Genomic DNA, 17,001 nt, shown 5'->3' with positions numbered 1-17,001 from the left:
GAAGTTTAATTTAAATAAGAGATCCATGAAAAAAGTAATCTTTGTCTTTCTACTTTTAATGAGTAGCGTAAATGTATTGTCACAAGTTGGAATAGGAACTATCGAGCCAGATTTTTCTGCTCAATTAGATGTTGTAGCATCAGATAAAGGAATTTTAATTCCACGAGTAAAAATAGACGATCTTTTAACAGCAGCACCAGTCTCAAGTCTTGTTATAAAGGAAAGTTTATTGGTGTATAATACAAATTCACAAACAGGCAAGGGTTTTTATTTTTGGACAGGAGTTGAATGGGAGAAATTAATGAACTACACAAAGGTGGTAAGTTTGATTTCAGATATTTCTGATGATCAAAAAATTACAGATTTATCACTTTCAAATAATATTCTGACCATTTCTTTGGAAAATGGGGGGAGTAAATCGGTTGATTTATCAAGTTTACAAGGTATAAACGGAAAATCTGCATATGAAGTATGGCTTGATGCTGGAAATACAGGGTCAGAAACTGCTTACTTAACTTCACTAAAAGGTTCAGATGGAACTAACGGTTCAAACGGAACGAATGGAACGGATGGTTCAGATGGTGCTGACGGTGAAGATGGAACAAACGGGACTAATGGAGTTGATGGAAAATCAGCATATCAAGTTTGGTTAGATGCTGGAAATACAGGATCAGAAGCTGCTTACTTAAATTCATTAAAAGGGGCAGATGGAACTAACGGTTCAAATGGAGCGAATGGAACGAATGGAACGAATGGAACGGATGGATCAGATGGTTCTGACGGTGAAGACGGAACAAACGGTACAAATGGTGTTAATGGAAAATCATCGTATCAAGTTTGGTTAGATGCTGGAAATACAGGGTCAGAAGCAGCATACTTAACGTCATTAAAAGGAGCAGATGGAACTAACGGAACGGATGGATCAGATGGTTCTGACGGTGAAGATGGAACAAACGGTACAAATGGTACGGATGGAAAATCGGCATATCAAGTTTGGTTAGATGCAGGAAATACAGGATCAGAAGCAGCTTACTTAACGTCATTAAAAGGGGCAGATGGAACTAACGGTTCAAATGGAACAGATGGTTCTGACGGTGAAGATGGAACAAACGGTACAAATGGTACAGATGGAAAATCGGCATATCAAGTTTGGTTAGATGCTGGCAACACAGGATCAGAAGCAGCATACTTAACGTCATTAAAAGGAGCAGACGGAACTAACGGTTCAAACGGTTCAAACGGAACGAATGGAACGGATGGATCAGATGGTTCTGACGGTGAAGATGGAACAAACGGGACTAATGGAGTTGATGGAAAATCGTCGTATCAAGTTTGGTTAGATGCTGGCAACACAGGATCAGAAACTGCTTACTTAAGTTCATTAAAAGGAGCAGATGGAACTAACGGAACGGATGGATCAGATGGTTCTGACGGTGAAGATGGAACAAACGGTACAAATGGTACAGATGGAAAATCGGCATATCAAGTTTGGTTAGATGCTGGAAATACAGGATCAGAAGCTACTTATTTAACGTCATTAAAAGGAGTAGACGGAACTAACGGTTCGAATGGAACGGATGGTTCTGACGGTGCTGACGGTGAAGACGGAGTAAACGGTACAAATGGTGTTAATGGAAAATCAGCATATCAAGTTTGGTTAGATGCTGGAAATACAGGATCAGAAGCAGCATACTTAATGTCATTAAAAGGGGTAGACGGAACTAATGGTTCAAATGGAACTGATGGAAAATCATCGTATCAAGTCTGGTTAGATGCTGGCAACACAGGATCAGAAACTGCTTACTTAACGTCATTAAAAGGAGCAGACGGAACTAACGGTTCGAACGGTACGAATGGTTCTGACGGTGCTGACGGTAAAGACGGAACAAACGGTACAAATGGTACAGATGGAAAATCGGCATATCAAGTTTGGTTAGATGCTGGAAATACAGGATCAGAAGCTGCTTATTTAACGTCATTAAAAGGAGCAGACGGAACTAACGGTTCAAACGGAACGAATGGATCAGATGGTGCTGACGGTGAAGATGGAAAATCGTCGTATCAAGTTTGGTTAGATGCTGGAAATACAGGATCAGAAGCAGCATACTTAACGTCATTAAAAGGAGCAGACGGAACGAATGGAACGAATGGATCAGATGGTGCTGACGGTGAAGATGGAACAAACGGGACTAATGGAGTTGATGGAAAATCAGCATATCAAGTTTGGTTAGATGCTGGAAATACAGGATCAGAAGCTGCTTACTTAACTTCATTAAAAGGGGCAGATGGAACTAACGGTTCAAATGGAGCGAATGGAACGAATGGAACGGATGGATCAGATGGTTCTGACGGTGAAGACGGAACAAACGGTACAAATGGTGTTAATGGAAAATCATCGTATCAAGTTTGGTTAGATGCTGGAAATACAGGGTCAGAAGCAGCATACTTAACGTCATTAAAAGGAGCAGATGGAACTAACGGTTCGAACGGTACGAATGGTTCTGACGGTTCTGACGGTTCTGACGGTGAAGACGGAACAAACGGTACAAATGGTGTTAATGGAAAATCGGCATATCAAGTTTGGTTAGATGCAGGAAATACAGGATCAGAAGCAGCTTACTTAAATTCATTAAAAGGGGCAGATGGAACTAACGGTTCAAATGGAACAGATGGTTCTGACGGTGAAGATGGAACAAACGGTACAAATGGTACAGATGGAAAATCGGCATATCAAGTTTGGTTAGATGCTGGCAACACAGGATCAGAAGCAGCATACTTAACGTCATTAAAAGGAGCAGACGGAACTAACGGTTCAAACGGAACGGACGGATCAGATGGTGCTGACGGTGAAGATGGAACAAACGGGACTAATGGAGTTGATGGGAAATCGGCATATCAAGTTTGGTTAGATGCTGGAAATACAGGGTCAGAATCTGTCTACTTAACGTCATTAAAAGGAGCAGACGGAGCTAACGGTTCAAACGGAACGGATGGATTAGATGGTGTTGACGGTGAAGATGGAACAAACGGTACAAATGGTACAGATGGAAAATCGGCATATCAAGTTTGGTTAGATGCCGGAAATACAGGGTCAGAATCTGTCTACTTAACGTCATTAAAAGGAGCAGACGGAGCTAACGGTTCAAACGGAACGGATGGATTAGATGGTGTTGACGGTGATGATGGAACAAACGGTACAAATGGATCTAATGGAAAATCTGCTTATCAAGAATGGAAAGATGCCAATAACAATGGTACTGAAGCTGATTTTATAGCCTCATTAAAAGGAGATGCTGGAGCTAATGGGACAAACGGAACAAATGCTGCTTTAGCAGGTGCTGGAGATCCGAATGGCTCTGTAACAGGAGTAGCTGGTCAGTTTTATGTAGATACTGCAACTGGTAAGTCTTATAGTACTGTAGACGGAACTACATGGGTAGAAATTAATAGCGATACGCAAGATTTAAGTTTGTCTGATAATACGATTTCATTAGTAGATGGTGGAAGTGTAGATTTATCAAATTCAACTTTAGCAACAAGTGTTGCTGCAAACACTACTAAAGAAGGTAGTAAATGGGAAAATGATACGACCAACACGTATGTGAAATTAAGAAATCAATCTGATGGTTCAACAGCGAAACCTAATGCTTCTAATATATTTTTACATGACTCTGGTCAGGTTTCTATAAACACAACTAATAAGAATAGTAGTTTAACAGTTGCGGGCTCAATGGCTTTTCAATTAAGAAGAGTTACCCTTGCAAGTTCAGAACTCTACACTATACAAGATGATGACTTTACATTAATAGTTTCACAAACGACATCCTTATTGGGAAGTCTTGCAGGAGGAAGAGTAAGTTTACCTAATGCAAATAATTACCCAGGTAGAGTTTTAAGAATTGTAAATAGAAGTGTGGTAAGCCTAGGTTTAGATGTTGCTGCAAGTTCTGATGATACAATTAATGGAGGATTAGTAAGTGGTCTAGGTATTGGTGTGCTAGAAGATATAGAAATCTTAGATCTTAATATTAATAGCTCATTGACACTTCAAAGTGATGGGCAAGATTGGTATGTGATTTCTAAAAGCACAATATAAACACTTAAAAAATCAACATTATGAAATTTTCAATTCAACAGATTATAACATGCATATTTTTGGTTTTTGTTGTCCAGGTGAATGCTCAGATGACTAATATTGGTCAGATGCATATCAGACAAAATACGGATGTAAGTGTATTGCAAAGTCTAGAAAATAAGGATACTGCAATGATTGTAAATAACGGAATTTTACATTTAAGCAAAAATTTTAAAAATAATGGTATTGTAAGTTTTACAAGTCAAAATTCTGCTAAAACAATATTTAAAGGTTTAGAAAAGCAGTACATAAACGGAGAAGGGTTGACAGAGTTTTTTAATTTAGAGGTGATGAATAGTTCTCCAGATTTTTCTATAACATCAAATAGCATTATTAGTATACATGGTCTAACCGACTTACATGATGGTGTTGTCGAAAAACAAGATAATGGTAAGGTGATTTTTCAAGATGAAGCCTCACATGCAAATTTAAAAGATGAAAGTTATTTTGATAATAAAGTATATAAACAAGGAAATAAAGCATTTGTTTTTCCTTTAGGGCATAATATTTTAGGACGATATATTTCTAGATTTACTGCAATTAGTGCACCAGATTTACAAACAGATATATTTTCTGCAGAATATATTTGGAGGAATTCTAATACTGATTATGATCATGATAAAAAAGAGTCTACAATTACCAATATCAATACAGAAGAGTATTGGGTAATTCAACCAGAAGAAGGGAATTCTAATGTAGCTATTACTTTAAGTTGGAGTGATGTTACTACTGCTTCTAACTTGCTTTTTAATCCCAAAGAAATAGTAATTGTTAGATGGAATGGAGAACAATGGATTAATGAAAAAGGTACGGTAAACCTAAATAATAATTCTGTAACAACTTTGCCTTCTGGTTATGGTGTTTTTACATTGGCAAATGTAAATGCTTTTGAGATACTGAATTTACCAGATTCTTTTTCACCAAATAACGATGGTATCAATGATAGTTTTAAAATACCTGGTTTGGCAGCGAATTTTCCAAATTTCAACATGCAAATTTATAATCGTTACGGAAATATCGTTTATGATTATAAGAATAACGGTTCTGGTAATCCTGTTTGGTGGAATGGTAAATCTCAAGGAAGAGTAACAGTTTCAAGCAACCAAAAAATTGTTCCTGCAGCAACTTATTGGTACATCATAGATTTTAATGATGGTGTTACAAAACCAGTTCAAAAGTGGTTGTATTTGAACAAATAAGTATCATAAAAAAACGATAAGACATGAAAACGATATATAAATTACTTATAATCTTGCTTTTTACCTTTACACAAAGTATTAGCGCACAGCAAGAGCCACAGTACACACAATACATGTACAACATGAGTGTTGTAAACCCCGCTTATGCTGGTTCTAAAGATGTTTTAAGTCTTGGTTTTTTGGTAAGAGAGCAGTGGGTAAATGTAGATGGAGCTCCAAGAACTTTTACAGGATTTGCACATGCACCTGTTGGTAATAATTTAGGTTTTGGTTTGTCTATTATTTCAGATAAAGTAGGACCTGTAGAAGAACTTAATGTGTATAGTGATATTTCTTATACATTAAGAACAGGCGAGAATTCAAAACTTGCATTTGGTGTTAAATTAGGATTTACAAATCAGACAATTGGTTTGCTATCTTTAACGCAAGTTGATCAAAATGATCCTTTGTTTAGCGAGAATTCACAAAGAACGAGTCCGAATTTTGGAGCAGGTCTTTTGTATTATCAAGACGATTTTTATGTCGGATTATCAATTCCTAACATATTAAAAACAAAACATTTTGAAAAGAGTAATGGTATCATTACAAAAGCTTCTGAAGAAATGCACGCCTTTTTTACAGCAGGTGTTGTTTTTGAATTGTCTGATGAATTAAAATTTAAACCCTCTGTTTTATCAAAATTTGCTTTGCATACTCCACTTTCGTTAGATGTTTCGGCTAATTTTTTACTAAATAATAAGTTAGAATTTGGTGCTTCTTACAGATGGGATGATGCTGTAAGTGGAATGTTTAATGTTTTGGTTTCTGACAATCTAAAAGTAGGGTACGCATACGATCATACCTTGTCTAATTTAGGAATGTTTAATTCTGGATCACATGAAATTTTTATTCTTTTTGATTTTAGTTTTATTGGAGCACAAGTAAAATCACCAAGATTCTTTTAAAAACAACAGATATGAAGAAAAATATAATATTCACTTGCTTATTGGTATTGTTTCATGCTAATAGAAGCGTTGCACAGAAAGATGTTTACATCAAAAACTTAAATATAAATACAGAAAACTCTGATTTTAATACAGGAATATATCAACAAAATAAATTGGTGTATTCTAGCACAAAGAAGTTAAATAAATTTGTAAAAAGACTTTGGAAAACCAATATGCAACCTTATTTAGACTTATATATTGGTACGATAAGTTCTGCAAACGATTCTATTTTAAATACACTGCCTTTAGCAAAACAGGTAAATACAAAATACCATGAAAGCTCTGTTGTGTTTACAAAAGATTTTAAGACAATGTACTTTACTAGGAATAATTTTTCGAATGGTAAATTAGGGAATCCTGACAAGAATAAAAAAGTTGTGCTACAACTGTTTAAAGCAGAGTTTGTGAGCAATATTTGGACAAATATTACGGCATTACCCTTTAATTCAGATTTATATTCTACCGGGCATCCTGCATTGTCTAACGATAATAAAAAATTATATTTTGTTTCTGATATGCCAGGAAGTGTAGGTGCTACAGATATTTTTGTAGTAGATGTTCTATCTAACAATACTTATTCACAACCCAAAAACTTAGGTCCTAAAATTAATACCATCGGCAAAGAAATGTTTCCATTTATAGATGAAAATAACACATTGTATTTTTCATCTGATATGCAGAAAAATAATACTGGTAAATTAGATATCTATGCTTCTGAGTTAAAGAACAACTCATATTCTAACCCTAAAAATATTGGTGCACCATTTAATAGTTCTGCAGATGATTTTGCTTTTATAAAATTAGTAAAAGAGAATAAAGGATACTTCTCTTCTAATAGAACTGGAGGTAAAGGAGATGATGATATTTATGCGTTTTACAACATGCCAGAATTATTTAAAAAAGACTGTTTTGAAACCATTAATGGAGTTGTTTTAGACAAGAAAACTAATTTGCCATTAAAAAATGTTTTAATCACTTTTAAAGATAGTTTGGCAAGCTTTGAAGCCTATACAGATAGTAAAGGCGTGTTTCATTTTAATAGAAAATGTAGTTTGAATTTTGGTGAAATTAAAGCAACAAACAAGTTGTACAAGCCATCATCAGAAGTAGTTACAGCAACAAATAAAAATGAATTAAAATTATATTTAGCCAAAGATTTTACAAAAGACGCTAGCATTAAAATGGTAAATAACAATTTACTTATTGTTATTGGAGAAATTTATTTTGATACTAATAAGTCTTTTATCAGAACAGATGCTGCTATTAAATTGAATAATTTAGTTGACATTATGCAAAAATATCCTTCTATAAAAGTAGAGATAGGATCGCATACAGACAGTAGAGGTAGGGCATCATACAACATGAATCTTTCTCAGAGAAGATCAAGTGCTGTTTTAGAATACATACTATCTCAAGGTATAACTAACGATCGAATTTTTTCAAAAGGATATGGAGAAACTGTATTGACAAACAAATGTTCTAATACGGTTCAATGTACAAGAGAGCAACATCAAATGAATAGGAGAACAGAGTTTAAAATTTTAAATCCTAAGTAAAGTAGTATAGACAATTTCAAAAATAATTATAACTCAAACCTTCTCAGAAATGTGGAGGTTTTTTTATTAATTTCTCCAATTTTTAATCTTATGTCCCCAGATAGCAAAGAAAAGTACGATGGCATAACAAGGTATTAATATCCAATAGCTACTAGTAGCAGCAGTTGCTAATGCCTCTAATTTAGGTATTCCGTTGGCAATAAGTTCTTCGGAAGTTGCATCAACAATTTGACCATATAAAGGCGGAATAATTGCGCCACCAGAAATAGCCATAATTAATAGGGCAGAGGCAGTTTTTGTAAATTTACCTAAGCCTTCTAGTGTTAATGGCCAAATTGCTGGCCAAACTAATGCATTTGCAATTCCGAGTGCAGCTACAAAAATAACCGAGGTAAAACCAGTAGTATTTAAAATACAAAAGCTAAAAATAATTCCGAGTACAGCACTTGCAATTAAAGCTGTTTTTTGTTTTACATATTTCGGAATTAATACCACTCCCAAAGCATAGGTAGCAACCATGGCTAGTAGGGTATAAGTTGTAAAGTATTTTGCTTCTTCTCCAGTAAAACCTAAAGAAATTCCGTAAGCAATAATAGTATCGCCAGCAATTACTTCTGCGCCCACATATACAAATAGTGCTAAAACACCTAGCCATAAATTTGGGAAATCAAAAATACTAGTTTTTGCTGTTTTTCCATTTTCTAAAATGTCTTCTTCTTTGGCTTCTACGTTTGGTAATGGAGCTTTTCTAATTAAAATACCTAAGACAAATAATACAATTGCCATTATTAAATAAGGCATAAAAACGCTATCTGCCATTCCGTCTAGAAGTATGTTTTTTTCTTCGATAGTAGTATTTGCTAGTTTTTCTTTAGTTTCATCGATACCAGACAATAACAACGCTCCAAAAATTACAGAGCCTAAAGCACCAGCAGTTTTATTTGCTATCCCCATAATTGCAATACGTTTTGCACCACTTTCTATAGGCCCTAAAATAGTGATATAAGGATTTGAAGCGGTTTGCAAAATAGTCATTCCTAAACCTTGAATAAAAATACCCACTAAAAATACCCAGTAAGTTCTTGCTTCTGCAGCAGGTATAAAAACCAAAGCGCCAATTGCCATTACAGTTAAACCTAAAGACATTCCTTTTTTATAACCGATTTTTGTTAAAATATATGAAGCAGGCAATGCCATAACAACAAAAGAAATATAAGAAGCAGAGGCTACTAAATAAGATTGTGCATCTGTTAGTTCGTTTATTGTTTTCATAAACGGAATTAATGCACCGTTAATCCAAGTTACAAATCCGAAAATGAAAAATAGACTAGCAATAATTACTATTGCTGTTGTGTTGTTTTTTTGCTGCATGGTATTTTTTTATGATTGATGTATTGAAGATAAGCTTTTCTTTATTATTTGTTTTTTTGTTAAACATCTAAAATAAAAAAGAGATTGTACTTACAATCTCTTTTTACAAATATTTTTATACAATGAAAATTAACCTCTATAAATTTTTTCATACAAGTCATTATAAATTTCTTTAATAATTGCTCTTTTCATTTTCATTGTTGGGGTTAAATGTCCGCCATCAATAGACCATACATCAGAAGTTAATTCAAAACGTTTTATTTGTTCCCATTTGCCGAAATTTTTATTGCATTTATCTATTTCTTTTTGAATGCGATCTATTACAATTTTAGAAGAGATCATTTCTGCATTAGAAGTGCCTATTTTTAGTTCTTTCTTAGAAATCCAATCTTTTAAAAACTCAAAATTTGGTTGAATAATTGCTGCTGGCATTTTTTCAGATTCACCAACTACCATTACTTGTTCTATAAAAAGAGATTGTTTTAGTTCTCCTTCTAATAAAGGTGGTACAACATATTTACCACCAGAAGTTTTAAACATTTCTTTAGTTCTTCCGGTAATTTTTAAGAAGCCATCACTATCAATCTCTCCTTTATCACCAGTATAAAAATAACCATCCTTTAAAACACTAGCACTTTTTTCGGCATCTTTGTAATATCCTAACATTACATTAGGCCCTTTTACCAAGATTTCTCCATTATCTGCTATTTTAACTTCTACATCTGTAATTATTTTACCGACAGAACCAATTTTAAATCCTTTGTTTCTTTGGTCGTTAACGGTAACTACTGGCGATGTTTCTGTTAAACCATAACCTTCCATAATTGGCATTCCTGCTGCTGCAAATACCTTTGTTAATCTCGGTTGTAATGCTGCACTACCAGAAACCATTAATTTTAATTCTCCGCCTAAAGCCGCTTGCCATTTAGAGAAAATTAATTTTCTAGCCAGTCCCAATTGCTTTTCATACCACCATCCATTGGCGCCATTAGGTTCGTATTTTAGACCTAAATTAACAGCCCAAAAGAATAGTGCTTTTTTAATTCCTTTTAAAGTCTCTCCTTTTAAAATAATTTTATCATAAATTTTTTCATATAAACGAGGTACTGCTGTCATCACATTAGGCTTTATCTCTTGTGCATTTTCAGATAATTTTTCGATAGATTCTGCAAAATATACAGAAACACCACAGTATTGGTATAAATACAAAATCATCCTTTCAAAAATATGACAGATTGGTAAAAAACTTAACCCTTTCGAGTTACCATAGTCTAAAGGAACTCTTTCGTATGAGCTTAAAACATTACTTACAATGTTCTTATGAGATAGCATCACTCCTTTTGGTTTACCTGTGGTACCAGAAGTGTAAATTAAAGTAGCTAAATCATCTGTTTTAACATTATTTTTACGTTGGTCTAGTTCTTCTTGATTGCTTGTGTCTGTTCCTAAGTCTAGTACTTCTTGCCAATTTTTTTCACCTTTAATAGTATCAAAAGTATAAATTGCTTTTAGTTTTGTATTGTCTTTTATTTTGTTAATTTTTTCTAAGACTTCTATATCAGATACAAAACAGTATGTTGCCTCAGAATGATTTAAAACATACTCGTAATCTTCTTTAGAGATCGTAGGGTATATGGGTACATTTTGGGCTCCAGTTTGCAGCACTCCAATATCACAAATATTCCATTCAGTTCTATTTGTCGAAGAAATAACGGCTACTTTATCATTGGGTTTAATACCAAGCTTAAGTAGACCTCTACTAATTTTATTTGCTTCATTGATATATTCTTGAGTGTTTATGGTAACCCATTTACCAGAAGCTTTTGAGGTAAAAGCATTCTTTAAGTTGTATTTTTCTAATTGATAATATGGAAAATCGAATAATCGTGTAACTTCTATTGGCATACATGTTATTTTGAAGTAGGCAAATTAACTCTTTTAGCTCAATTTAACAAATACTTATTTTAAGAGTTTAAAAATAAAGATAAATTAATTTTTAAGACACATTATATATTTTTTGATAAAGAGAACGGTATTTTTTTAGTATTATTTTTCGCTTCATTTTTAGAGTAGGTGTCAAGTGTCCTGCCTCAATTGTCCATTCATCGGGTGTAATTTCAAACTTTTTTATTTGTTCCCATTTCCCAAAGCTTTCATTATAATATTCAATTTCTTTTTGAATACGAGCTCTAATTTTTTTATCGGTACTGATCTCTTTTATTTTGTGTTGATGTCTTTTTGCCCATTCAACAACAAAATCTATATTTAATTGTATAATTGCTGCTGGCATTTTTTCTCCTTCACCAACAACTAAAACTTGTTCAATAAAGCGAGATTGTTTAAGCTGACTTTCTAAAGCCGCTGGGGCAATATATTTTCCGCCAGATGTTTTAAAAATTTCTTTTTTTCTATCAGTGATTGTTAAAAAACCTTCGGCATCAATTTTCCCTATATCTCCTGTATATAAATAACCGTCTATAATTGTTTTTGCAGTCATTTCTGGGTTTTTATAGTAGCCTAGCATAATGTTATCGCCCTTCATTAAAATTTCTCCATCTTCTGCAATTTTAAGTTCAACACCTTTTACAGCTTTGCCTACAGTACCAATTTTAAAATTTTGATTTCTTAAGTCGTTTACGCTTCCACTTGGCGAAGATTCTGTCATTCCATAGCCTTCAAAAACAGGAATTTTTGCGGCGGTAAAAATTCGTACTAATTTTGGTTGTAAGGGTGCACTGCCAGAAATCATATATTGTAAATTGTTACCCAAAGCTTTTCTCCATTTAGAGAATATAAATAGGTTTGCAATTGCTAATTTAAAATGATACCAAGGTCTGTTTTTTGAATATGGTTCGTAAGTTTCTGCTAAATTTAAAGCCCAAAAAAAGAGTACTTTTTTTACACCATTTAGATGGCTGCCTTTGTCTACAATTTTATCGAATATTTTTTCTAATAAACGCGGAACAATTGCTAGGTAATGAGGTTTGACTTCTCTAATTGTATCACCCAACTTTTCGATGCTTTCGGCAAAATAAATTTCAGCAGAGTTATATTGATTGAAGTAATTAGAGGCTCTTTCAAAAATATGACAAATAGGTAAGTAGCTTATAACTCTAATTGGTTTTTTGTGTATTGGCTGTAAAGAGGCATCAACAGAAAAAACGGCACTAATAATGTTTTTATGACTTAGCATTACTCCTTTTGGGGTGCCTGTAGTACCAGAAGTATATATTATTGTAGCTAAATCATCTGTCTTTACATTGTTTTTTAAAGTGCTTATTTTTGAGTTATAGTTTTCTTTTTCGCCCAACTTTAAAAAATAATTCCAGCTATAACTAGTGTCCATATTTTCTAAAGAGAATATGTTTTTTAGTTGAGTATCAGTTGCTATCGCTTTTACTTTGTTATAAATTTCATCTGAAGAAACAAAACAAATAGTAGCATCAGAATGTTGTAGTATATATGTATAATCTTTTTCGGATAATGTTGCATATAAAGGGATGTTTTGTGCTCCAATTTGAAGTATTCCAATATCTAATATATGCCAATTAACATTGTTGTTTTCTGTAATAATTGCAATTTTATCATTAGGCTTAATGCCTAAACTTAATAAAGAAGCACTTACTTTATTTGCTTCTAGTACATATTGTTTACTTGAAATAGATTGCCATTCGTTTCCTTTTTTAAAGTTGAAACATCTCTCTTGTGGGTTTTTATTTAATTGGTAGTATGGAAAATCGAATAATCTAGAAATTTGTTTTGTCATATTATCTATCATAGACCTAAATATAACAAAGTAATTTTAAATAAGAAGTTTTAGTTTTTATACTACCAATTAAAAAAAAAACTAGCTCCTTTTAAGAAGCTAGTTAAAATTTAGTAATCATTAGCCCCTAATCTAACCATTACTATAAGTGATTGCAAGTTAAATTAAATTAGGTTCTTAAAAATAGGGGTTTTCCCCTTTTTTTATTTCATAATTTATGTTTAATCAAGTATTACTTTTTTTCGATCCAGTTTTTAGCGTTTATAAATGCTTCTAACCAAGGCGAAACTTCATCTTTTCTTTCGGTAGGGTAATTCGCCCAATTCCATTGAAAAATAGAACGCTCTATATGTGGCATTGTTACCAAATGTCTTCCAGAAGTATCACATAACATTGCTGTATTATAATCAGAACCATTAGGATTATTCGGATATCCTTCATAACCATATTTACCTACAATGTTGTAATTTTCTTCTTTTTCTGGCAAATTGAATTTACCTTCTCCGTGAGAAATCCAAACACCAAGTTCAGCTCCTTCTAAGCTGCTTAGCATAACAGAATTGTTCTTTTCAATTTTTACAGAAGTAAAAGAACTTTCGTGTTTTTTAGAATCGTTGTGTATTAGTTTGCCATGAACTTTATGCTCTGGATTTATCAAATCTAATTCCATCCAAAGCTGTGCACCGTTACAAATACCAACAGACAATGTGTCTTCTCTTTTAAAGAAATTTTTAAGAGCAGTATTTGCTTTTTCGTTGTATTTAAAAGCACCTGCCCAACCTTTAGCAGATCCTAAAACATCAGAATTAGAAAAACCACCCACAGCACCAATAAACTGAATGTCTTCTAGTGTTTCTCTGCCTGATATTAAATCTGTCATATGAACATCTTTTACATCAAAACCAGCTAAATACATAGCATTTGCCATTTCTCGCTCAGAATTACTTCCTTTTTCTCGTAAAATTGCAGCCTTTGGTTTAGGTTGTTTTACAGAGTTTGAAGTTACAGGTAGTTTTCCTGTAAAGTTCTTTGGAAACGTATATTGTAAAGGTTGTTTCTTGTAATTGTCAAATCGAGTTCTTGCTAAATTGTTAGCAGTTTGTTTGTTGTCTAATAAATAAGAGGTTTTGTACCAAACATCTCTATATTCTTCAACATTAAAAGAAAAAACATCTTCATTATTTGTAATAGATACAACCCCAGTTGTATTTGCTTTACCAATATTAAAAAGCGTAATACCTGCTTCTTCGAAAGAAGTTTCTACAGAGCTATCTGCCTGAAAAACAATACCAGTATTTTCTGAAAACAATACTTTTATAGAGTCTGACTCATTCAATTCAGAGATATTAAAATCTGCTCCTAGATTTACATCAGCAAAACACATTTCTAATAACGTAGTAATCAAACCTCCGGAAGCAACATCATGCCCAGCTTTAATTGCATCTGCTTTTATGAGTTTCTGTATCACGTTAAATGTCTTTTTAACATAACTTGCATTGGTAACATCGGGTGCTTCGTTACCGATAGCATTTAAAGTTTGGTTAAAAGAACTACCGCCTAATTTATATTCGTCTTGAGAAATATTAATATAATAAATGTTACCACCGTCAATCTTCAAAACAGGCTCAACAACTTTGGTAATTGCGTTGCAATTTGCAGCTGCAGAAATAATTACAGTACCCGGAGAAATTACTTCATCGTCTTGGTATTTCTGTTTCATAGATAAAGAGTCTTTACCTGTAGGTACATTAATTCCTAAATCTATCGAAAATTCAGAAATTGCTTGCACAGCTTTGTATAAACGAGCGTCTTCACCTTCATTTTTACATGGCCACATCCAATTTGCAGAAAGCGATACACTTTTTAAATTGTCTTTTAATGGAGCCCAAATAATATTTGTTAAAGCCTCTGTTATAGAGTTTCTACTACCAGCTTCTGGGTGTATTAAACCAGAAATAGGCGAGTGGCCAATAGAAGTTGCAACACCCTCTTTACCATTGTAATCTAATGCCATAACCCCAACATTATTTAAAGGGATTTGTAACGGCCCCACACATTGTTGTTTGGCAACTTTACCACCAACACATCTGTCTACTTTATTTGTTAGCCAGTCTTTACAAGCAACAGCTTCTAGTTGCAGCACTTGTTTTAAATAAATTTCTAAATTTTTAACTTTATAACGAGGATTTTTGTAGTTTCTAAGAACCGTTTTATCTGTCATAATTGTTTTTGGCGATGCCCCAAACATATCCTCTAAAGCTAAATCCATCGGTTTATCTCCGTTGGTTTTAGATTCAAATGTAAAACGATGATTGCCAGTAACGTTACCAACGGTATACATTGGAGAACGTTCTCTATCTGCAATTTTTTGCAAGGTTTCTATGTGTTTTTCAGCAATAACCAAGCCCATTCTTTCTTGAGACTCGTTGCCAATAATTTCTTTGGATGATAGGGTAGGGTCTCCAACAGGTAACTTATCTAAATCTATTTTTCCGCCAGTATCTTCTACCAATTCAGACAGACAGTTCAAATGTCCGCCTGCTCCATGATCGTGAATCGAAACAATAAAATTTTCATCACTTTCTACCATACCACGAACTGCATTGGCAGCACGTTTTTGCATTTCTGGATTTGATCTTTGTACAGCATTTAATTCTATTCCAGAGGCAAACTCACCAGTATCTGCAGACGATACCGCAGCACCACCCATACCAATTCGGTAATTTTCACCTCCAAGAATTACAATTTTATCGCCAGTTTTAGGCGTATCTTTTAGTGCTTGATCTGCTTTACCATAGCCAATACCACCGGCTTGCATAATTACTTTATCAAAACCTAATTTTCTTGGCTTCGCTTCACTAGAAGAACTGTTTTCTTCGTGCTCAAAAGTTAACACAGAGCCTGTAATTAATGGTTGTCCGAATTTGTTACCAAAGTCAGAAGCACCATTAGAGGCTTTTATTAAAATATCCATTGGTGTTTGATACAGCCAATCTCTTTCTTTAAACTTGTGTTCCCAATACCTGTTTTCTTCTAATCTAGAGTACGATGTCATGTATACTGCAGTACCAGCTAAGGGTAAAGAACCTTTACCACCTGCTAATCGATCTCTAATTTCTCCTCCAGAACCGGTTGCAGCTCCGTTAAAAGGCTCTACTGTGGTAGGAAAATTGTGTGTCTCTGCTTTTAAAGAAATAACTGATTCGTAATTTTTAGTTTGATAAAAGTCTGGTTTGTCTGCTGTTTTTGGAGCAAACTGAGTTACTTCTGGTCCTTTGATAAACGCAACATTGTCTTTATACGCAGAAACAATATCGTTCGGGTTTTCTTTAGAAGTTTCTTTAATTAGTTTAAATAATGATGTTGGCATTTCTTCACCATCAATTACAAACGTTCCGTTAAAGATTTTGTGTCTACAGTGCTCAGAGTTTACCTGGCTAAAACCAAATACTTCAGAGTCTGTTAGTTTTCTTCCAATTTTTGTAGCAACTTCTTCTAAGTAGCTTACTTCTTCGTCACTTAAAGACAAACCTTCTTGGTTGTTATAAGCCGCTATGTCTTCAATCTCTAAAATTGCTTCTGGCTTACTATTGCTTGTAAAACTATCTTGATCTAGGCGTTCAAATTTTTCTGAGATCATAGGGTCAAAGTCAGAGAAATCTTTAGTAGCTGCAGTAAATTCTTCTATTCTAAGAATATCTTTTATACCCATATTTTGAGTAATTTCTACAGCATTTGTACTCCAAGGAGTAATCATTGCTTTTCTTGGGCCTATAAAATACTGGTCTAAAGATGTATGGTCTATTTTTGGTTGATTGCCAAAAAGCCACGTTAATTTAGCAGTATTTTCTGAAGTTAATTCTTTTAGTGTTTGAACAGCAAATACTTTGCTATTTGTGTTTCCGAAGAAATGAATCATTATAAAGTTGTGTTTGCGTATTGTTTTGTAATGCAAATTTAACTTTTTTAGCGGTAAAATGAATGAATT

The 17,001-nt window shown here is 33.7% G+C and carries 8 protein-coding genes; 4 read left to right on the top strand and 4 right to left on the bottom strand.

What is annotated here, in order from left to right; translation table 11 throughout:
- Positions 1-25: 25 nt before the first annotated feature.
- From Q0678_RS03050 to Q0678_RS03035, 4 genes are read left to right on the top strand one after another with little or no spacing between them, the layout of a single operon-like run.
- Entirely contained in the window at positions 26-4,096 is a 4,071-nt protein-coding gene (locus tag Q0678_RS03050; RefSeq protein ID WP_299053667.1) for a hypothetical protein, read from the top strand.
- Positions 4,097-4,116: 20 nt separating this feature from the next.
- Positions 4,117-5,334 (top strand): gliding motility-associated C-terminal domain-containing protein, encoded by a 1,218-nt coding sequence (locus tag Q0678_RS03045; protein WP_299053665.1) that lies wholly within the window; start codon positions 4,117-4,119, stop codon positions 5,332-5,334.
- 23 nt (positions 5,335-5,357) lie between these two features.
- On the top strand, positions 5,358-6,278 hold the full coding sequence (locus tag Q0678_RS03040) for a type IX secretion system membrane protein PorP/SprF (RefSeq protein WP_299053663.1): 921 nt from the start codon (positions 5,358-5,360) through the stop codon (positions 6,276-6,278).
- Between the two features lie 11 nt (positions 6,279-6,289).
- Positions 6,290-7,876 (top strand): OmpA family protein, encoded by a 1,587-nt coding sequence (locus tag Q0678_RS03035; protein WP_299053659.1) that lies wholly within the window; start codon positions 6,290-6,292, stop codon positions 7,874-7,876.
- 66 nt (positions 7,877-7,942) lie between these two features.
- On the opposite strand, the gene Q0678_RS03030 is transcribed toward Q0678_RS03035, so the two are convergent.
- From Q0678_RS03030 to purL, 4 genes are all read right to left on the bottom strand, one after another.
- Positions 7,943-9,247, bottom strand: coding sequence for a sugar MFS transporter (locus Q0678_RS03030; protein ID WP_299053657.1), 1,305 nt, complete (start codon positions 9,245-9,247; stop codon positions 7,943-7,945).
- Between the two features lie 129 nt (positions 9,248-9,376).
- Positions 9,377-11,152: a long-chain fatty acid--CoA ligase gene (locus Q0678_RS03025; protein ID WP_299053655.1), complete on the bottom strand. Its 1,776-nt coding sequence runs from the start codon at positions 11,150-11,152 to the stop codon at positions 9,377-9,379.
- A gap of 91 nt (positions 11,153-11,243) precedes the next feature.
- The gene (locus tag Q0678_RS03020; RefSeq protein WP_299053653.1) at positions 11,244-13,013 is read right to left on the bottom strand and encodes a long-chain fatty acid--CoA ligase; all 1,770 of its coding nucleotides are present in this window, start codon (positions 13,011-13,013) and stop codon (positions 11,244-11,246) included.
- A 232-nt stretch (positions 13,014-13,245) separates the two neighbouring features.
- A complete protein-coding gene (purL, locus tag Q0678_RS03015) occupies positions 13,246-16,932 on the bottom strand; it encodes a phosphoribosylformylglycinamidine synthase (protein WP_299053651.1) in 3,687 nt (1,228 codons plus the stop codon).
- Between the last annotated feature and the right edge of the window lie 69 nt (positions 16,933-17,001).

The organism is uncultured Polaribacter sp. (assembly GCF_947497125.1).
Lineage (GTDB): Bacteria > Bacteroidota > Bacteroidia > Flavobacteriales > Flavobacteriaceae > Polaribacter.
Note: the sequence above shows the minus strand (reverse complement) of the source record. Positions and strands in the feature narration are given on the sequence as shown.